This is a genomic window from Streptomyces sp. OZ13 (genome assembly GCF_052068155.1).
In the GTDB taxonomy this organism is placed as follows: Bacteria; Actinomycetota; Actinomycetes; order Streptomycetales; family Streptomycetaceae; genus Streptomyces.
Genome location: NZ_JBQHCZ010000013.1, coordinates 32,185 through 51,413 on the forward strand (window position 1 = coordinate 32,185; position 19,229 = coordinate 51,413).

General features: G+C 72.2%; 18 protein-coding genes and 1 pseudogene. 7 read left to right on the forward strand and 12 right to left on the reverse strand.

The features are described from left to right. Positions 1-1,236, forward strand: a complete 1,236-nt coding sequence (locus tag ACTMTU_RS25705) for an MFS transporter (RefSeq protein WP_441265815.1) — start codon at positions 1-3, stop codon at positions 1,234-1,236. A 46-nt stretch (positions 1,237-1,282) separates the two neighbouring features. Continuing rightward, positions 1,283-2,026, forward strand: coding sequence for a maleylpyruvate isomerase family mycothiol-dependent enzyme (locus ACTMTU_RS25710; protein ID WP_441265816.1), 744 nt, complete (start codon positions 1,283-1,285; stop codon positions 2,024-2,026). Between the two features lie 60 nt (positions 2,027-2,086). On the opposite strand, the gene ACTMTU_RS25715 is transcribed toward ACTMTU_RS25710, so the two are convergent. The 5 genes from ACTMTU_RS25715 to ACTMTU_RS25735 all read right to left on the reverse strand — a co-directional run bounded on the left by ACTMTU_RS25715 (position 2,087) and on the right by ACTMTU_RS25735 (position 5,900). Continuing rightward, positions 2,087-2,239 (reverse strand): hypothetical protein, encoded by a 153-nt coding sequence (locus ACTMTU_RS25715; RefSeq protein WP_441265817.1) that lies wholly within the window; start codon positions 2,237-2,239, stop codon positions 2,087-2,089. A 65-nt stretch (positions 2,240-2,304) separates the two neighbouring features. Continuing rightward, entirely contained in the window at positions 2,305-2,811 is a 507-nt protein-coding gene (locus ACTMTU_RS25720; protein WP_441265818.1) for a hypothetical protein, read from the reverse strand. Between the two features lie 108 nt (positions 2,812-2,919). Further along, positions 2,920-3,585 (reverse strand): response regulator, encoded by a 666-nt coding sequence (locus ACTMTU_RS25725; RefSeq protein WP_441265819.1) that lies wholly within the window; start codon positions 3,583-3,585, stop codon positions 2,920-2,922. After that, complete coding sequence (locus tag ACTMTU_RS25730; RefSeq protein ID WP_441265820.1) at positions 3,582-4,829, reverse strand: histidine kinase; 1,248 nt, start codon at positions 4,827-4,829, stop codon at positions 3,582-3,584. The genes ACTMTU_RS25725 and ACTMTU_RS25730 overlap by 4 nt, the downstream gene beginning before the upstream one ends. Positions 4,830-5,168: 339 nt before the next feature. After that, on the reverse strand, positions 5,169-5,900 hold the full coding sequence (locus tag ACTMTU_RS25735) for a TetR/AcrR family transcriptional regulator (protein ID WP_441265821.1): 732 nt from the start codon (positions 5,898-5,900) through the stop codon (positions 5,169-5,171). Positions 5,901-6,071: 171 nt separating this feature from the next. On the opposite strand from ACTMTU_RS25735, the gene ACTMTU_RS25740 reads away from it, so the two are divergent. Continuing rightward, positions 6,072-6,521: a nitroreductase family deazaflavin-dependent oxidoreductase gene (locus ACTMTU_RS25740; protein WP_441265822.1), complete on the forward strand. Its 450-nt coding sequence runs from the start codon at positions 6,072-6,074 to the stop codon at positions 6,519-6,521. 277 nt (positions 6,522-6,798) lie between these two features. Here the strand turns inward: ACTMTU_RS25740 and ACTMTU_RS25745 are convergent, their stop codons facing one another. Continuing rightward, entirely contained in the window at positions 6,799-8,046 is a 1,248-nt protein-coding gene (locus ACTMTU_RS25745) for a geranylgeranyl reductase family protein (RefSeq protein WP_441265823.1), read from the reverse strand. 146 nt (positions 8,047-8,192) lie between these two features. Between ACTMTU_RS25745 and ACTMTU_RS25750 the strand changes: the two genes are divergently transcribed. Continuing rightward, complete coding sequence (locus ACTMTU_RS25750; RefSeq protein ID WP_441265824.1) at positions 8,193-9,557, forward strand: dipeptidase; 1,365 nt, start codon at positions 8,193-8,195, stop codon at positions 9,555-9,557. Between the two features lie 66 nt (positions 9,558-9,623). Continuing rightward, on the forward strand, positions 9,624-10,316 hold the full coding sequence (locus tag ACTMTU_RS25755; RefSeq protein ID WP_441265825.1) for an MBL fold metallo-hydrolase: 693 nt from the start codon (positions 9,624-9,626) through the stop codon (positions 10,314-10,316). Positions 10,317-10,464: 148 nt separating this feature from the next. Here ACTMTU_RS25755 and ACTMTU_RS25760 read toward each other — a convergent pair whose 3' ends face one another. Continuing rightward, positions 10,465-11,508 (reverse strand): NUDIX domain-containing protein, encoded by a 1,044-nt coding sequence (locus ACTMTU_RS25760; protein ID WP_441265826.1) that lies wholly within the window; start codon positions 11,506-11,508, stop codon positions 10,465-10,467. Between the two features lie 159 nt (positions 11,509-11,667). Between ACTMTU_RS25760 and ACTMTU_RS25765 the strand changes: the two genes are divergently transcribed. After that, the gene (locus ACTMTU_RS25765; RefSeq protein ID WP_441265827.1) at positions 11,668-11,847 is read left to right on the forward strand and encodes a hypothetical protein; all 180 of its coding nucleotides are present in this window, start codon (positions 11,668-11,670) and stop codon (positions 11,845-11,847) included. Positions 11,848-11,860: 13 nt separating this feature from the next. On the opposite strand, the gene ACTMTU_RS25770 is transcribed toward ACTMTU_RS25765, so the two are convergent. From ACTMTU_RS25770 to ACTMTU_RS25785, 4 genes are all read right to left on the reverse strand, one after another. Continuing rightward, positions 11,861-12,775 (reverse strand): carbohydrate ABC transporter permease, encoded by a 915-nt coding sequence (locus ACTMTU_RS25770; RefSeq protein ID WP_441265828.1) that lies wholly within the window; start codon positions 12,773-12,775, stop codon positions 11,861-11,863. Next, entirely contained in the window at positions 12,772-13,704 is a 933-nt protein-coding gene (locus ACTMTU_RS25775) for a carbohydrate ABC transporter permease (RefSeq protein ID WP_441265829.1), read from the reverse strand. The genes ACTMTU_RS25770 and ACTMTU_RS25775 overlap by 4 nt, the downstream gene beginning before the upstream one ends. Then, positions 13,704-14,996, reverse strand: coding sequence for an ABC transporter substrate-binding protein (locus tag ACTMTU_RS25780; RefSeq protein ID WP_441265993.1), 1,293 nt, complete (start codon positions 14,994-14,996; stop codon positions 13,704-13,706). The genes ACTMTU_RS25775 and ACTMTU_RS25780 overlap by 1 nt, the downstream gene beginning before the upstream one ends. Before the next feature lie 749 nt (positions 14,997-15,745). Beyond that, positions 15,746-16,708 (reverse strand): ROK family protein, encoded by a 963-nt coding sequence (locus tag ACTMTU_RS25785; protein ID WP_441265830.1) that lies wholly within the window; start codon positions 16,706-16,708, stop codon positions 15,746-15,748. A 225-nt stretch (positions 16,709-16,933) separates the two neighbouring features. Between ACTMTU_RS25785 and ACTMTU_RS25790 the strand changes: the two genes are divergently transcribed. Next, the gene (locus ACTMTU_RS25790) at positions 16,934-17,914 is read left to right on the forward strand and encodes a LacI family DNA-binding transcriptional regulator (RefSeq protein WP_441265994.1); all 981 of its coding nucleotides are present in this window, start codon (positions 16,934-16,936) and stop codon (positions 17,912-17,914) included. Positions 17,915-17,942: 28 nt separating this feature from the next. On the opposite strand, the pseudogene ACTMTU_RS25795 reads toward ACTMTU_RS25790, so the two are convergent. Continuing rightward, positions 17,943-19,158, reverse strand: a pseudogene (locus tag ACTMTU_RS25795) (protein kinase domain-containing protein). Between the last annotated feature and the right edge of the window lie 71 nt (positions 19,159-19,229).

The window sequence follows — 19,229 nt, forward strand, 5'->3', positions numbered from 1 at the left end:
GTGCCGCTACTAAACAAACTCCGGACAGTCGTACCGGGCGGACCCGGCGGAGACCCCGCCCCCGTCTCCCTGTCCCGCCTCCGCGTCGCCCTCACCGTCTTCTTCGCCCTCGACGGCTTCCTCTTCGCCGGCTGGGTCGTCCGCATCCCGGCGATCAAGCAGCAGACCGGCTCGTCCGCGAGCGACCTCGGCCTCGCCCTGCTCGGGGTCTCGGCCGGCGCCGTCGTCACGATGACCCTCACCGGACGGCTCTGCCGCCGCTTCGGCAGCCACTCCGTCACCGTCGCCGCCGCCGTACTGCTGTCCCTGAGCATGGCCCTGCCGCCGCTCACGCACTCCGCGCTCGCGCTCGGCCTGGTGCTGCTGGTCTTCGGTGCCGCCTACGGCGGGATCAACGTCGCCATGAACAGCGCCGCGGTCGACCTCGTCAGGACGATGCGACGGCCCGTCATGCCCGGCTTCCACGCGGCGTTCAGCCTCGGCGGCATGCTCGGCGCAGGCCTCGGCGGCCTCGTCGCGGGTGGGCTGTCCCCCACCGTCCACCTGCTCGCCCTCACCGGCATCGGGCTCCTGGTCACCGCCGTCGCCGGGCCGGTACTGCTCCGCCACCCCGCACCCACGGCCGGGACACCGACGGCGTCCCCCGCGCCACGCCGCCTCGAGGGCCGCACCCGCCGGCTCGTGGTGCTCTTCGGCGTCATCGCGCTGTGCACCGCGTACGGAGAGGGTGCGATGGCCGACTGGAGCGCGCTGCACCTCGAGCAGGACCTGAACGCCCATCCGGGTCTCGCCGCCGCGGGCTACTCCCTGTTCGCGCTGACCATGACCGTCGGGCGGCTCAGCGGCACGGCGATGCTCGAACGGTTCGGCCAGACCCGAACGCTCGTCCTCGGCGGGGCGACCGCCGCCGCCGGCATGCTGATCGGCGCCCTCGGGAGCTCGGTGTGGGTGGCACTGGCCGGTTTCGCCGTCGCGGGGCTGGGCCTGGCGAACATCTTCCCCGTGGCCGTCGGACGGGCCGGTGAGCTCGCCGGTCCCGGCGGTGTCGCCGCCGCGTCGACCCTCGGATACGGCGGCATGCTGCTCGGCCCGCCCGCGATCGGTTTCCTCGCCGACTGGTTCTCGCTGCCCGTGGCGCTGACGACGGTGGCCGTACTGGCTGCCTGCGCGGCGGCGATCGCGTACGGCGCCCGCGGCGCCGCGGCAACGGGCGCCACCCGCCCGCACGATGTCTGACGGCGCCCTCTCGAGAGCCGGGCGGTCCGCTGGCACAATCGGCGTCATGGAGACCTCTGCCCTGATCAAGTCGCTCGTCCAGGAGGGCCAGTTGCTGGCCCTCGCCGCCGAGGAGGCGGGGCCGGACGCCGCTGTGCCCACCTGCCCGGCGTGGCAGGTGCGCCACCTGCTGCGGCACACGGGAATGGTGCACCGCTGGGCGACGGTGTTCGTGGCGGAGGGCTGCACCGAGTACCGCCCGGACGGCGGTGAACCGGACCTCGACGGCGACGAGCTGCTCGAATGGTTCCGCGAGGGCCACGGGCTGCTGGTGGGCGCGCTCAGCGAGGCGCCGCCGGACGTGAGCTGCTGGTCGTTCCTGCCCGCGCCGTCGCCGCTCCACTTCTGGGCACGTCGGCAGGCCCATGAGACGGCCGTCCATCGCGCGGACGCCCAGTCCGCGGCCGGCGGCGACCCGGGGGACGTCGCGCCGGAGTTCGCCGTGGACGGCGTCGACGAACTGCTGTCGGCGTTCCACGCCCGCGGCAAGAGCCGTGTGCGTACCGAGACGCCCAGGGTGCTGCGGGTCAGGGCCACGGACACGGGCGACGTGTGGACCGTACGGCTCTCCCCGGAGCCGCCGCGTACCGGACGCACGGAGGAAGGACCCGCCGACTGCGAGGTCAGCGGCACCGCGGAGCGCCTGTATCTGACGCTCTGGAACCGGCTTCCCCTCGACGCCGTGTCCGTCACCGGTGACGCCGGGCTGGCGCGGCTGTGGCGGGAGCAGTCGGGCATCACCTGGTCGTAGTCCCGGCGCTCGCTCCGGGGCGGTCGCGGTCAGCGATGGCTGCCGCCCCGGCGGCCCTTGTCAGGGACGAGGGCCGGGACGAGGGGTGCGGGCGGCCGGGATGCCGCGGCGGCGCATTGCATGGGCGGTGAGTCTGTGGACGAACCGGATCGCGAGCGCGGCGGCGATGATGTCGATGACCTCGGCGGCGACGAGCAGCTCGGTGGCGGACACGATGTCGTGCGGCGCCTCGGCAGCCCGTTCCGACGAACGCCACTACGGCGTGACCGGAGCCGCCCCTACTCGGGCGCGGCCGTGTCCAGTCCCGAGCTCACGGCGTCCCGGTCGTTGACACCGAGGTGCCGGAGGTACGCCCAGCGGTCGAGGTGCTTGCACGCCCATACGGGGTCGTACGCCGCCGTGGGCAGTTGAGGGATACGTTTGCGGCCCGTCTCGTCGAGTCGGTACGGCACCTCGAAGGCCGTCTTCCAACGGTCGACGTCCGTGGCGAAGCGCTCTTCCGCTTCCTCGGCCCCGATGCCCAGGTACGACGCGATCTCGCCCCACGAACTGCCGCGCTCGCGCTCGTAGATCACGGCCGAGGCGAGCGCGCGTTCCGCGAGCTCGACGAGCTGGGCCGCCTGGCTCACCCGGCCGCCCGGGCCGGTGTCCGGGTCATGGCCCGTGGGAACCAGGCCCTCGGCGCTCTTGGAAACGTCCACGGCGTGGTCGCAGAGGACCAGGCGGGCCAGGGCGGAGCGGGAGAACCTGGCGCGGTCGGCGTCGTAGGGGGTCGTCTCGGTCACGGGCTCAGCGTCGCAGGTCACTGCCGCTCCAGGTACCGGATTTCGCCGCGGAGGGGTCTTCTCCGGGCGGTGCGGGAGGTGGGCCCCTGCCGCGCGGCGCGCGGTTCGTCAGCCGAGCCAGCCGGGGCGTACCAGGCCCGACTCGTAGGCGAGGACGACCAGTTGGGCCCGGTCGCGGGCACCGAGCTTCACCATGGTGCGGCTGACGTGCGTCTTGGCGGTGAGTGGACTGACGACCAGGCGGCGGGCGATCTCCTCGTTGGACAGGCCGATGCCGACCAGGGCCATGACCTCCCGTTCCCGTTCCGTGAGTTCGCCGAGCCCCTGAGCCTCTGCGGGCCCTTTGGAGCGGGCGGCGAACTCGGCGATCAGACGGCGCGTCACACCGGGAGACAGCAGCGCGTCTCCCTCCACCACTGCCCTTACCGCGCGAAGCAGTTCCTCCGGTTCGGTGTCCTTCACCAGGAAGCCGGAGGCACCCGAGCGGATGGCCTCGAAGACGTACTCGTCGAGTTCGAAGGTGGTGAGCATGACCACCTTCACGTCCGCCAGGCGCTCGTCTCCGGTGATCCGGCGGGTGGCGGCCAGGCCGTCCATGAGCGGCATCCGGATGTCCATCAGCACCACGTCCGGGCGCAGTTCGCCCACCAGGCGCACCGCTTCCTCACCGTCGGACGCCTCGCCCGCGACCTCGATGTCGGGCTGGGCGTCCAGCAACGCCCGGAAACCGGCCCTGACCAGCAGCTGATCGTCGGCGAGCACTACACGGATCACGGCGTCTCCTTGGCCTGCACGGGAAGGTCGGCGACGACCCGGAAACCGCCGTCCGGCCGCGGACCCGCCTCGATGGTGCCACCGAGCGCACCGGCCCGCTCCCGCATACCGATCAGGCCGTTACCGCTGCCGCCGGCGTCGGACCCGGTCGCGGGCCCCTCGTCGTCGACCTGGAGGGTGAGCCTGCCGGGCGAGTACGCCATCCGTACGCGGGCGGTGCGTGAACCGGAGTGCCGCACGACGTTGGTCAGTGCCTCCTGGACGATGCGGAAGGCCGCCAGGTCGGTGCCGGGCGCGAGTGCGGCCGGTTCCCCGACCCGCTCGACGTCGACTGTGAGGCCGGCGCCGGCGGCCTGCTCGACCAGTTCCGGCAGACGGTCGAGGCCGGGCGCGGGGGCGCGGGGAGCGTCGCCGGGGGTGCGGAGCGTGTCGAGGACCTGGCGTACCTCTCCCAGGGCTTCCTTGCTCGCCGCCTTAATGGTGGTCAGGGCGCTGCGGGCCTGCTCCGGGTCGGAGTCGAGCAGCGCGAGGCCGACCCCCGCCTGCACGTTGATGACGGAGATCGAGTGCGCGAGCACGTCGTGGAGTTCGCGGGCGATGCGCAGCCGTTCCTCGTCGGCCCGGCGTCGTTCCGCGGCGGCGCGCTCGGCCCGCTCCCGGGCCCAGACCTCGCGCCGTACCCGCACCAGTTCGGACGCGGCGACGATCGCGGCCACCCAGGCGGTAATGAACACCTCTTGGCCCCAGGGCGCGGCGTCGTCACCCGCCGGGGGCAGGTACCGGTACAGCCAGTGCGCGATCAGCAGGTGCCCGGCCCAGAGCAGGCCGATGGCCCACCAGGCGGCGCGCCGGTGCCCCGCGACGATGGCGGCGAAGCACGCGACGACGATGGTGAGGAAGACCGGCCCGTACGGATAGCCGGCGGCGAAGTAGACGAGCCCGACGGCGCAGACGCCGAAGACGGTGGCGACGGGGTACCGCTTGCGCAGCAGAAGCAGCGCCGTGCCGGCGAGGAGGAGGACCCGCGCGAACACGTCGAGCGGCTCGCGGGTGTCCTGCTGCCCCTCGGCGGCAAAGCCCGTGCCGACCATGACGAAGACGGCGAGGGCGAGGGTCGACAGCCATGGGATGCGTGCGCTGTCGTGCCGGTCCTCGAAGGCCCGCGTCCACGGCGGGCCGCCCCGGGACCACGGCGGTCCGCCGCGTGACCAGGGCGGACCTCCGTGGTTGCGCTGCTGTTCCATACGGCCACGCTAGACCGGCGCGGTCCACAAGGGCGTCAGCCGGGCGTGGCGGTCACGTGTACTCCCTGGGGAGTACGTACCGGTGGGGCGGCGGCCTCCGGGAGCCGGCCTCGGCGTGCGGGCGGCGCACGGGGGCGCGACGTGCGGGAGGCGCGACGTGCGGGGAGGCGCGACGTGCGGTCTGCGCATGCGGGCGTTGCCACCGCCCGTTCGCGCGGCCGGCGCCGGATCCCGCCGGTTCGTGTGGCCGGCGGGATCCGGCGCCGGTCCTGGAGCCGGCCGGATCCGTGGGCGCGGGTCGCGCTCCGGCGCTGCGTGCCCGCGCGGGCGGGGACCGCGTCAGGCCCCGGCGCTGCTGACCGACGACGGGCCGCCGGCCTCCGCGCGCAGTCCCACCTCGTGGGCGATCTGGGTGACGGTGTGCTCGAAGAAGGCCTCCCGGTCCACGACCACGTTGTTGAAGTGGCCGAAGAGCTCGAAGGAGATCGTCCCGAAGACGTGCGACCAGGCGGCGACCATCGCGGTGACGACGGGCGGCGGCAGGTCGGGGGCGATGTCCGCGGCCATGCGCTCCGCTTCCGCGCGCAGCCCGGCCGGCAGCGGCGGCAGCGCGAGACCATGCGTGCGGTGTGCGTCGCGGACCACGGAGACGAGCGCGAGCGGGACGCGGGAGGCCGCGGCGATGGTGTCCTCGGGTGCGCTGTAGCCGGGGACGGGTGAGCCGTAGACAAGGGCGTACTCGTGCGGGTGCTCGAGGGCCCAGGCACGTACGGCGGCACAGGCCGCGGTCCAGCGGGCGAAGTGGCCGGCCGAGGGAGGGGCAGCGGCGAGGGCCGACTCCGCCGCGGCACCGGCGGAGTCGTAGGCGTCGACGATCAGGGCGGTGAGCAGGTCGTCACGGCTGGGGAAGTAGCGGTAGAGGGCGGAGGAGGCCATGCCGAGTTCGCGGGCGACGGCGCGGAGGGAGAGCTTGGCAGCGCCTTCTGCGGCGAGTTGCGCGCGGGCCTCGTCCTTGATGGCGGCGGTGATCTCGGTACGGGCCCGTTCCCTGGCCCCTCGGATGGTGCTCATGGCGGACACTCTGTCACGTTCCAGAGCAGCGGCCAACAACGAGAGCACTGCTCTTGCTTTGCTGGCACCAGGCGTACACACTGATCTCAAGCGAGAGCACTGCTCTCGAAGGGAAGCATTGGTCACGACTCGGGACACCGGACGAACCGGTCCAGCACAGGGGAGAACGCCATGCCGCAGGCGCACTACTTCAAGCCCAACCGGTTCGACACGATCGTGAACAACACCGTCGGCTGGCTCGCCCGCCGGGGCATCAGCCTCATGGGCACGGCGGAGCTCTCCGTACGCGGCCGGACCAGCGGGGAGTGGCGCGCGATCCCCGTCAACCCGCTGCCCTACGACGGCGGCCCGTACCTGATCTCCGCCCGTGGCCACTCCCAATGGGTCCGCAACCTCCGCGCCGCGGGCGGCGGGCAGCTCAAGGTCGGCCGGAAGACGCAGCAGTTCACGGCGGTGGAGCTGCCCGACGAGCAGAAGCCGGAGCTGCTGCGTACCTACCTCGAGCGCTGGGGCTGGGAGGTCGGCCGCTTCTTCGACGGTGTCGACGCCCGGTCCACGGACGAGGAGCTCCTCGCGGCGGCCCACCGGCATCCCGTCTTCCGGATCACCGTCACCGGCTGACAGCGCGGACACGTGCCGCACCCGGCGCCGGAGGCGCGCCCGGACGGACCGGGGCGACACACCGGACCGGCGACGCACCGGACCGGCGACGCACCGAGCCTCACAGTGGGGCCGGGGCAACTCTCAGGGCCTGGCCGGGGCCGCATGCCGCGGCCGGAGCGTGCGCAGACCGGGCCACCTGGCGCACCCGGACCGCCCTCCGGGGCGGACGCCCTCCGGGGCCGGACCGCCCGCGGGGACTGAACCCCTCCGGGCCACGGGGCCCGGCCGGGAGTGTTCACGGTGTGAGTTGCGACGCCGCCCGCTTGTCCAGGACGTCCAGCGCACGCCGTGCCAGCGGGTGCGTGCGCACCAGGCCGGCCAGCGTCGTGGACCCTCGGGTGATGTCCGCGAACGCCTTCCATGCGGGCCGGAAGCCGGTCAGGACCGCGTGCAGCAGTCCCGGCCGCCGTTCGAAGACGGACAGCATCCGCCGCCCGACCGCCATCTCGACGCCGAGCCCGGACTTGACGGCGAACGCGTAGTTCAGCGCCTGCCTGCGCGCGTCGACGGCGTCGTGGGCCTCCGCGATCCGCACGGCCCACTCCCCCGCGAGCCGTCCCGAGCGCAGCGCGAACGAGATGCCTTCCCTCGTCCACGGCTCGAGGAGCCCGGCCGCGTCGCCGCAGACCAGGACCCGGCCGCGGGAGAGCGGCGAGTCGTCGCTGCGGCAGCGCGTCAGGTGGCCGGAGGAGATCGCGGGCTCGAAGCCGGCGAGCCCGAGGCGGGCGATGAAGTCCTCCAGATATCGCTTGGTGGCGGCCCCTTCGCCACGGGCCGAGATCACACCGACCGTCAGTGTCTGCCCCTTGGGGAACACCCAGCCGTAACTGCCGGGCATCGGACCCCAGTCGATGAGGACCCGGCCCTCCCAGTCCTCCGCGACCGTCGCCGGGACGGGGATCTCCGCCTCGAGCCCGAGATCGACCTGGTCGAGCTTCACACCGACATGTGCGCCTATCCGGCCGGCACTGCCGTCGGCGCCGACGACCGCGCGCGTCAGGACGGTCTCCCCGTCGGACAGCACCACGGCGACCGTGCGCCGGTCCGGCACGGCGGGTCCGTGCTGTTCGACGCGGGACACCGTCGCGCCGGTGCGCAGCACCGCTCCGGCCTTCTGTGCCTGCTCGACGAGACCGGCGTCGAACTCCGGGCGGTTGATGAGCCCGAAGAGCATCCGCTTGGAGCGGCGGGTGCGGGCCAGCCTGCCGTTGAGCGAGAAGGTCACCGCGTGCACCCGGTCACGCAGTGGCAGTTCGAAGCCGGGCGGCAGGCTGTCGCGGGACGGTCCGATGATCCCCCCGCCGCACGTCTTGTAGCGGGGCAGTTCGGCCTTCTCCAGCAGAAGCACCCTGCGGCCGGTCACCGCCGCCGCGTAGGCCGCCGACGCCCCCGCGGGCCCTCCGCCGACCACGACGACGTCCCACACGGGGTCGCCAAGCTCATTTGCCGCCTCTGCTCCGGTGGCATCGTTCTCGCTGCTCACGATGTACTTCTGCTCCCGATCCGACCTGTGGCCCAAGCTCTCGACGGCATCCTACGGCGCGGTCGCCTCCCATCCCTTGTGGGAGGATCGACCACACATTCGCCGTACACACATCGCACAACGTCGTGCCCTCGAGGAGCGTGCCCATGACCGCCGTACCGATCGCAGAAACCGTCGCGTCGCTGCTTCCCCGCGCCAAGGCGGAGCTCGCGGAGCTGGTGGCGTTCCAGTCGGTCGCGGACCCGGCGCAGTTCCCGAAAAGCGAGTGCGAGGCAGCGGCCGCATGGGTGGCGGGCGCCCTGACTGCGGAGGGGTTCACGGACGTGGCTCTCCTGGACACGCCGGACGGCACGCAGTCCGTCTACGGCTTCCTGCGCGGCCCGGCCGACGCCCCGACCGTGCTGCTGTACGCGCACTACGACGTGCAGCCGCCGCTGGACGAGGCGGCGTGGATCTCGCCCCCGTTCGAGCTGACCGAGCGGGACGGCCGCTGGTACGGACGGGGTGCCGCGGACTGCAAGGGCGGCTTCATCATGCACCTGCTCGCGCTGCGCGCCCTCAAGGCGAACGGCGGCGTGCCGGTGAACGTCAAGGTGATCGTGGAAGGCTCGGAGGAGCAGGGCACGGGCGGTCTGGAGCAGTACGCCGAGGCCCACCCCGAGTTGCTGGCCGCGGACGCCGTCGTCATCGGCGACACGGGCAACTTCCGTGTCGGCCTGCCCACGGTCACGGCGAGTCTGCGCGGCATGACGCTGCTGCGGGTGCGGATCGACACCCTCGGAGGCAATCTGCACTCCGGACAGTTCGGCGGCGCCGCCCCGGACGCGCTGGCCGCACTCATCCGGGTACTGGACTCGCTGCGGGACGAGGACGGCTCGACGACCGTGGACGGGCTCGCGGCGGACGCGACGTGGGACGGGCTCGCCTACCCGGAGGAGGACTTCCGCAGGGACGCCAAGGTGCTCGACGGGGTGGGTCTGATCGGCGAGGGCACGATCGCCGACCGGATCTGGGCCCGGCCCGCGGTGACCGTGCTGGGCATCGACTGCCCGCCCGTGGTCGGCGCGACGCCGTCGGTCCAGGCTTCCGCGCGGGCGCTGATCAGCCTGCGGGTTCCGCCGGGCCAGGACGCGGCCGAGGCGAACAAGCTGCTGACCGCGCACCTGGAGGCGCACACGCCGTGGGGCGCGCGGGTGGCGGTCGAGCAGATCGGCCAGGGGCAGGCGTTCCGTGCGGATGTGACGAGCCCCGCGTACGCGTCGATGGCCGAGGCGATGAAGGTGGCGTACCCGGGTGAGGAGATGCAGGCCTCGGGCATGGGCGGCTCGATCCCGCTGTGCAACACGCTGGCCGCTCTGTACCCGGAGGCGGAGATCCTGCTGATCGGCCTGAGCGAGCCGGAGGCGCAGATCCACGCCGTCAACGAGAGCGTGTCGCCCTCGGAGCTCGAGCGGATGTCGGTCACGGAGGCGCTGTTCCTCGGCAACTACGCCCGGTCGAAGCGGAGCTGACCTCCACAGATCTGCCGAGAGCAGAGATGCGTGCGGCGGGCCGGTGCGCCTGCGTAGGTTCGCCGCATGGACTTCATCCAGGTGTCGCCCCGGCTGCACATGTTCCGCTTCCCGATCGGCCAGGCGTACGTGTGGCGCGACGGCGACGATCTCACGCTGGTCGACGCGGGGCAGGCGGGCTGCGCCCCCCTGATCGAGGAGGCGCTGCGCGGCGCCGGGCTGGACCCGGCGCGTGTCCGGCGGATCGTCCTGACGCACTGCCACCGCGACCATGTGGGCGCGGCCGGGGAGTTGGCGGAGCGGTACGGCGCCGAGGTGCTCGCGCACCGGCTGGACGCCCCGGTGGTGCGGGGCGAGCGGCCGGTGCCGGAACCGGTCCTGCTGGACTGGGAGCTTCCGTTGTACGAGCACGGGCTGACCGTGCCGCCGGCGCCGCCCACCCGGGTGGACCGCGAACTGGAGGACGGCGACGTGCTGGACTTCGGTGACGGTGCCCGGGTGGTGCACTCCCCCGGGCACACCGACGGCTCGATCGGCCTCCATCTACCGGCCCACGGGGTGCTGTTCACGGGTGACTGCGTCGCCGGTGTCGGCGAGGTGATGCTGGGGGTGTTCAACGTGGACCGGGCGGCGGCGGTGGCGTCGATGCGCCGCCTCGCCTCGCTCGCGCCCTCCACGGTCTGCTTCGGGCACGGGGAGCCGCTCACCGAGGACTCGGCGGCGGTGCTGCTGGCCGCGGCGGAGGCGGCCACCGTCTGAGGGCCGCCGGCCGGCGGCACGATGGTCGTGCGACGCGCCGGCCGAGGTCGCCTCACGCCGGTCCTCCCGGCCGCGGGGCCCCGACGAGCACACCGGCACCATCACGGGCGGTGAACCACGGGCGTCCACCGTCAGGGGACGTGGACCGTCAGGAGCCGCCGACCGGGACGCCCGCCTCCAGGTTGAGGACCGTTCTCCGCTCGCGGGCGCGCAGCGCCCAGCGAAGCCGCTCGTAACGGTTGGGCGGCAGCATGGCGGCCGCTTCCTGTTCGGTGGCGAACTTCCAGCCGCGCAGTTCGGAACCGGGGAGCAGTACGCGTCCGGCGTCGCCCTCGGGGAGCCGGCCGCCGTCGAACAGCAGCCGCAGTCCGCCGTAGCCGGGCGGCTTGGGCGGCTCCCAGTCGACGACGAGCAGCCTGGGCACGTCGGCCAGTTCGATGCCGAGTTCCTCCGCGACCTCCCGCATGCCCGCGCGGGCGGGTGCCTCGCCGCTCTCCACGACGCCGCCGGGGAACTCCCAGCCTGGCTTGTACGTCGGGTCGACGAGGAGCACGCGGTCGTGTGCGTCGAAGAGCAGCACACCGGCGGCGAGGGTCTCGGCCGCAGGTTCGGGCGTCTGGACGATGTCGCTGACCGCTGCCGCGCCCGTGCGTACGGCTTCGGCGACGGCTGCGGCGACCGCCCGGGCGCCGACACGGCTGTTGTCTATCACGTGCGCGTCGCCCACGAGCCAGCCGAGCGCGGCCTGATACCGCTCGATGTTCCCGACGGCCCACCGGCGGACGCGTTCGCTCTCCTCCGCGTCGCCCGGGAACGCTTCACGGGCGGCTATCCGCTCGCGCAAAATCGTTTCAGCAGGTGCCAGCAGCACATGCCGCACCGCTATCCGGCGAGCGGCGAGGCCACCGAAGATCTCGTCACGGTAGTCCTGGCGCAGCAGGGCCATGGGCGCCACCAGCACACCGCCCAGCTCGGCCAGCAGGGCGGCCGCCGTGTCCACCACGAGCCGCCGCCAGATGGGCAGGTCCTGGTAGTCGCCCACCTCGGCCAGCCGCTTGGCCGGCAGCAGATGGCGCATGCCCGCGCCGATCAGTTCGGGGTCGAACAGTGTGCTGTTCGGGATCAGGTCGATCAGTTCGCGTGCGGTACTGCTCTTGCCCGCTCCGAACGCACCGTTGATCCAGACGATCACGGGTCCCCCTCTTCCGTAGCCCACAGTGGATTGCCCGCAACACCCTGCCACGCAAACCCGGTACCGGAACCGGTTGGCCGGTCAGGCACTCCAACTGTGGCCGGGCCGTGACACCTGCCGGGGACCGTCGTTGGAGCGGGAGAGACGAGGGAGTGCGTCATGCGCCGCACAGTGTTGGAGAAGTTCCCGGCGGGTGATCCGCGGGGCAGTCGGCAGGCGGAGGAGTACGCCCGCCACCGCAGGAACGAGGGTCTGGCCGCGGAGGTCGTGATGGACCTGGACTCGGACGCGTTCCTGGTCGTGGTGCCGCAGCAGCAGAACTCGGAGCGGGACTGGTGACGGCCGTCGGGGCTCAGCCTTTGGTGGAGCCCAGCGTGAGCCCGGCGATGAAGTGGCGCTGGAGCAGCAGGAAGACGACGAGCGTGGGGAGCGCCACGATCACGGATCCCGCCGCCAGCAGGTTGTAGTCCGTGAAGAACTGGCCGCGCAGGTTGTTCAGCGCCGAGGTGATGGGCAGCTTGTCGCCGTCGGAGATGAAGACCAGCGCCCACAGGAAGTCGTTGTACATCCAGGTGAACTGCAGCGTGCCCAGCGCCGCGAGCGCGGGCCGGCACAGCGGCAGCGTGACCCGCCAGTACTGGGTCCACACCCCCGCGCCGTCCACGATCGCCGCCTCGAGGATCTCCTGCGGCAGGGTGCGCATGAAGTTGGCGAGAACGAAGACGCAGAACCCGGTCTGGAAGCCGGTCTGCACGAGCACCACGGCCCAGTACGAGTCGAACATCGTCATCGAGTCGGACATCCAGTAGGGCAGCGGGATGCGATTGAACAGTACGTACAGCGGGGTGACGATGACCTGCTGGGGCAGCAGGTTGCCCGCGGTGAAGAGCATGAGCAGCACGATGGATCCACGCAGCCGCAGCCGGGCGACGGCGAAGGCGACGAACGAGGCGAAGAAGAGCGCCAGCACCACCCCGGGGACGGCGATGATCAGGGTGTTGACGAAGTATTTCGTCATCCCCGAGTCGGTGAAGGCCTGTTGGTAGTAGTCCAGGGACAGGTTGTCCGGCCAGGAGAAGTATCCGTGCTCCGAGGTCTCCTCGTACGGTCTCAGGGAGGCGTACACCGCGAGGATCAGCGGGGCCAGGAAGGCCAGCGACACGGCCATCAGGAAGACGTGCACCCCGAACCGGCCGGGACCGCGACGGCTCCGTACGGGCGTCACCGGCCGGGTGCGGCTGGGCGGCGGAGCGGTGTCGAGGGTCATCGGTTCTTCTCCCCACGCATCTCCTGGACCAGGAACGTCACGACGAACCCCATGGACACGAGCAGCAGAACCACGGCGATGGCCGAGCCGAACCCGATCCGGCTCGCCTCTCCGATGATGTTGTCGGTGACGAGGACGGAGAGCAGTTCCAGGCCGTTGCGGCCCTTGTTGACGGCGTAGACGATGTCGAACGCGCGCAGGGCCTCGATGACCGTGATGACGCCGACGATGATGTTGACGGGGCGCAGGGTCGGCAGGACGACGCGGAAGAAGGTCTGCGTCCCGCTCGCGCCGTCGATGGCTGCGGCTTCCTTGAGGGATGGATCGACGGCCTTCAGCCCGGCGAGGTAGAGGATCATCACATATCCGGTGTGGCGCCAGGCCGCTGCCAGCAGGATCATCCAGATGTTCAGGTCGGGGTCGCCGAGCCAGTCGGTGGGATTGCCGCCGCCCCCGAGGACGGCGTTGAGGGCGCCCTGGTCGCGCGAGAAGACGAGCTGGGCGATGAATCCGACGACGGCGAGGGACAGGACGACCGGCATGTACAGGGCCGACTGGTAGAAGCGGCTGAACCGCACGCCCCGGTCGACGAGTACGGCGAGCAGCAGTCCGAACGGCGTCGACACCAGCCCGAGGAAGGCCAGCCAGAGCACGTTGTGGCGGACGGCCGGCCAGAAGGCCGGATAGTTGGTGAAGAGGTTCTCGTAATTGTCCGTACCGACCCAGGAGATGTCCCCGATGCCGTCCCAGCTGGTGAAGGACAGCACCACGGACGCGAGTGTCGGGCCCCAGACGACGAAGACGTCCAGCAGGACCGGTATGCCGAGCAGCACTCCGATGACCGCGGCGTCGCGGCGGGTGAACCGTCGCCGTCGCTTGACGGTGTTCGTCGGCACGGGCGGTGCCTCCCGTTCCCTCACGGTGGGCATCAGTCGGCGGCGAAGATCGTCTTCTTCTGCCGCTCGATGCCGTTGACCAGCCCGTCCACGTCCTTCGGGTCGTTGATGAAGCTCTGGATGGCGGGGATCATCACCACCGAGGAGAAGTCCGGCCGGGTGTCACGGTCCAGGAACTGCGAGATCTGTTTGGCGCCGGAGACCAGTTCCACGGCCTTCTTCTGGATCGCGGTGTACTTCGAGGTGTCGGCCCGGTCGCTGACGGCGATGTTGTTCGGGTCGCCCGCGAGATAGATGTCCTCCGCCTCGCCCGTGGCCAGCCACGCGAGCAGGTCCTTGGCGCTCTCCATCACCTTGTCCTGCTTCAGGGACTTGGACTTCTTCGCCAGCAGGAAGCCGTCGATGGGCGCCTCCACGGCGTCCTGGCCGTGCTCCGGGTTGATCACCGGGAACGGGAAGAAGTCGATGTCGCCCTGTTCCTCCGCGGGGAACTGCTGGCCGGGGTGCGGGAGTCCGAAGACGGCCATCCCCGTCTCCCTCTTCTGCAGGCTGGTGGCGGCCTCCTGCCAGGTACGTCCGTTGGCCGCGGGCTGGCAGTACGGAAGCAGGCTGCGCCAGATGTCGAAGACCTCCCGGACCGCCTTGCCGGTCCACGCCTCCTCACCGGCCATCAGCCGCCGGTGGAACTCGTATCCGTTGGTCCTCATGTTGATGTAGTCGAACGTGCCCATCGCGGGCCAGCCGTCCTTGTCGCAGAACGCGATGGGGACGAGCTTGTCCTTCCGCATCTGCCTGGCCAGCGCGATGTATTCGTCGAGGGTCCGAGGCGCCTCGTAGCCGCGCTCCTCGAAGACGCTCCGCCGGTGGAACACCGCCCACGGGTAGTAGTAGTACGGCGTGAGGTACTGCTTGCCGTCCTCGCCCGTCGACTGCGCCTCGAGCGCCGGCGAGAAGCCCTCGAACGAGCCCCAGATGTCACTGATGTCGTGCAGCAGTCCCTTCTTGGCGAAGAACTGCATGCGGTAGCCGGCGAACCACATGAAGACGTCGTCGGGCTTGCCCTGGAGATAGCGGTTGATGTTCTCCTGGAAGGTGTTGTGGTCGACGGTGTTGACCTTGACCTTCCGCCCTTCCTTCGACTGCTTCTCGTAGGCGGCGAAGGCGGCGGCGAACGCCTTCTTCGGTACCGGGTCCGAGGAGTTGGACCCCAGGCGAATGGTTCTGCCGTCGCCTCCGGGGCCGCCTCCGCACGCCGCGAGCACCGCGGGCAACGCGACGGCGCCGGCGCCGGCCGCCGCGCCCCTCAGCAGACTCCGCCGGGACATCGATAACTGCGCCATGTTGCCTCCGCGGGCTGCAACCCAACATCAAGGGTTTGAACCAGACTTCCCCAACAGACTCAAACAAGCCCTACCGCAAACACCCGCCCGACGGGCGCGCCGCGCCCGCCGACCGGACCGGCCGACGCCGGGTCGTAGCCACCGGCGTCGTCCGCGTCCAAGCGGGTCCGCTCCAGCGACCCGGCCCTGGTGCCGCGCGGGTCGAGGACGAGACATGAGAACGGGCCGAACCGCCTTCGCGAGGGGCACCCGGCCCTCCTCGACAGCCCGGAGCGCAGGCACGGCGAGCACGAGCCGTGCCGACGGCTACGGCGTATGTAGTCCCTCCCCGGGCGGAGCCCACCTACAAGTGCCCCACCAACGGCCGGTACGGCCCGAAAGAGCCCGTCCGGCGGGAGGGGGGCGGAGGAGGGGGTGTCCGGAAATAAAGCGTCGCAACTCGCGCGCAGCGCGGTGAGGACAGCCATTCCGAGCACCCCCTCCGGAGGCCCCGCCCCCCGGCACCCACCACCGGCGCAGCCCCGCCCCGCAGGGGCGCAACGTCGCAACCGGACCGGGCCGGGCGCGCCCCAGGACCGCCACGCTCACGAGAGGCCCCGGCCGGTACCCGCCGCAGGGGCGCAACGCACCCGCACCCCGGGCCACGCCCGCGCGGACGACCCGCCACCGGACCGGGGCCACGCAAGGGTGACACGCCCCCGCAGGGACGTCACCCCCTACCGGGCCACGCCCATTCAGCCACGCCCCGCCGGCACCGCCGTCTCCCCCCGCCCCAGCATCGCCGCGGCCGCCGCGCCCACCAGCCCGGCGTCCGTGCCGGTCACCGCGGGCGCGACGGTCAGCCGCTGGACGAACGAGAGCGCGGCGTAATCGCGCAGCGCACGCCGCAGCGGGCCGAAGAGGACGTCGCCCGCCCCGGCCACTCCCCCTCCGACCACGGCGATCTCGATCTCGACGAGCGTGGCGGTGGCGGCGATGCCCGCGGCGAGCGCCTGGGCGGCGCGTTCGTACGAGGCGGTGGCGACGGGGTCGCCGGCGCGCGCCGCCTCCGCGACGGCCGCGGCGGACGTGTCTCCGCCGGGCCGGGGCCGCCAGCCGTTCTCGAGCGCCCGGCGGGCGATGTTGGGTCCGCTGGCGATGCGTTCGACGCAGCCGCGCCCGCCGCAGGGGCACAGGTCGCCGTCGAGGTCGACGCTGATGTGGCCGATGTGCCCGGCGTTGCCCGTCGGTCCGGCGTGCGGTTTGCCGCCGAGCACCAGGCCGCCGCCGACGCCGGTGGAGACGACCAGGCACAGCGCGTTGTCGTAGCCGCGTGCGGCGCCCTGCCAGTGTTCGGCGGCGGTCATGGCGACGCCGTCGCCGACGAGGGTGATGGGCAGGTGGCGGCCGACGGCGTGCGACACCCGCTCGACGAGGGGGAATTCGCGCCATCCGGGCACGTTGACGGGGCTGACCGTACCGGCGGAGGCGTCGACCGGGCCGGCGCTGCCGATGCCGAGCGCCGTGGCCCGGGCCCACAGCGGTGAGGCCGTCAGCTCGGCCAGGACGCTCTCGACCGCGTGCATCACCGTCTCGCCGTCGTCGTGGGCGGGGGTGGGGCGCTGGGCGCGGTGGAGAATCGCGCCGTTGCCGTCCACCAGCGCGCCGGCGATCTTGGTGCCGCCGATGTCGAGAGCGGCGACGAGGCTGTTATGCATCGGTACGGGATCCCCCGGGAGCTGTCGGACCTGCGGTTTCCATAACAGTCTCCATTCCCCTGACAACGTTGTCCAGGGCCTATGCTCGACGCCACACGCTACAAATACGAAGAACACGACCGCCCAGACCCAGAAGGACAGCGCACTGTGGCCGATTCGACCCGTCCCCCGACGCCTCCGGGCAGCCCTCGCGGCCCCGAGCCCCGCTACGGGAACCGGCCCACGATGAAGGACGTGGCGGCACGGGCCGGTGTCGGGCTGAAGACGGTGTCGCGGGTGGTCAACGGCGAGCCGGGTGTCACGCCGGACACGGAGCGCCGGGTGCAGGAGGCGATCGAGTCCCTCGGGTTCCGCCGCAACGACAGCGCGCGTGTGCTGCGCAAGGGCCGCACCGCCTCCATCGGCCTCGTGCTCGAGGATCTCGCCGACCCGTTCTACGGTCCGCTGAGCCGCGCGGTCGAGGAGGTCGCGCGGGCCCACGGCGCGCTGCTCATCAACGGCTCCAGCGCCGAGGACCCGGAGCGGGAGCAGGAGCTGGCGCTGGCGCTGTGCGCCCGCCGGGTGGACGGCCTGATCGTGATTCCGGCCGGCGACGACCACCGCTATCTGGAGCCGGAGATGAAGGCGGGCGTGGCCACCGTGTTCGTCGACCGCCCGCCGGGCCGGATCGACGCGGACGTGGTGCTCTCCGACAGTTTCGGCGGCGCGCGGGCCGGCGTGGCGCATCTGATCGCGCACGGCCACCGCCGTATCGCCTTCATCGGCGACCAGCCGCGTATCCACACCGCCGTGGAGCGGCTGCGCGGCTACCGGTCCGCCATGGAGGACGCCGGCCTGGTGATCGACGATTCGTGGGTCGCTCTCGGCTCGACGGCCCCCGAGCGGGTGCAGGACGCCGTGAAGTCGGTGCTGGCGGGCCCCGAGCCGGTCACCGCGATCTTCGCCGGCAACAACCGGGTGACGGTGACCGCGGTACGGGTTCTCGCGGGCCATGACCGGCGCGTCGCTCTCGTCGGGTTCGACGACATCGAGCTCGCGGATCTGCTCGGCATCACGGTCATAGCCCAGGACGCCGCGGCGCTGGGGCGCACCGCGGCGGAGCGGCTGTTCCGCAGGCTCGACGGCGTGAACGACGAGCCGACCCAGGTGGCGCTGGAGACGGTGCTCGTGCCGCGCGGCTCCGGCGAGATCCCGCCGCCGTCCTGACCGGGCGGGCCCGGCGGACGGCAGGGGGTCAGCAGACGGGGAGGCCCGGTACCGGCTCGTCGTCGGCGCCGCCCTGGACGTAGACGTCGCTGACCCAGACGTTGCGGTTGCCGCTGTCGTCGTCCGTCTTGGCCCACCAGACGTTGGTCCACTCGCCGGAGGTCTCGCGGCGGCCGAGGTTCGCCTGGCAGTAGAAGTAGTGCACTGCCTGGGGAACCGGGTGCCGGCGGCCCGTACGCCGCCTCGGAACCGGGCATCGCACCGCCCGCGACAGGCCCGGACTCCGCGGGGCCGAAGCCCTGCGGCTGGTACGGCGCCGCGTTGAGCACGGTCGGGACCCTGGGCGGCGCCTGTTCCCGCGGTCCGTCCGCCGGGGGCACGAGCGGCGCCGTGTGTCCGGCGGGATCCTCACCGGCTGCGACGGCCGACAGCATCCGCGCTGCCGCTTCGGCGTCGGGCCGCTGCGCCGGATCCTTGTGCATCAGCTGCCGCAGTACCGGCCCGAGCGGACCGGCGCGCCGGGCCTCCGGCAGCGGCTCGACGACGATCGCGGTGAGCGTCGACCAGGTCGAGGTGCGGCGGAACGGCGACGAACCCTCGACCGCCGCGTACAGGGTGGCGCCGAGCGCCCACACGTCGGAGGCCGGGCCCGGATCGTTGCCCTGGGCACGCTCGGGTGCCAGGTAGTCGAGGGAGCCGACGATCTCGCCGCTGCGGGCAAGCTGGGACGTCGAGCCGTCGCCGGGATCGTCCATGGCCGCGATGCCGAAGTCGGTGAGCACGACACGGCCGGAGCGGTCCAGCAGGACGTTGCCGGGCTTGACGTCCCGGTGCAGCACGCCGGCGCGGTGCGCGGCGGCGAGCGCCTCGAGGACCCTCGCGCCGATGCCGGCGGCCTCTCTCGGATCCATCACACCGCGAGTGTTCAGCACGTCGTCGAGCGAGGGGCCGTCGACGAGTTCCATCACGATGACCGGCCGGCCCTCGTGCTCCGCGACGTCGTGGACGGCGACGACCCCGGTATGCCGGACGCGGGCGGCGGCCCGTGCCTCGCGCCGCATCCGCAGGGTCAGGTCGGCCAGTTCGGGCGCCGACGAGTCGGTGTACGTGCGCAGTTCCTTGACGGCGACCTCGCGCCCGAGCACCTCGTCGACCGCCCGCCAGACGACGCCCATGCCGCCGCGGCCCAGTTGCTCGACCAGCCGGTAACGCCCGGCCAGCCGCTCGTTCTCCCCCGTTGACACCGCTGCCCCGCTCCTCGCTCCGAAAGTGACGGATCGCAGACTAGAGGGGGCAGCGCGGTGCCGAGGCCGGG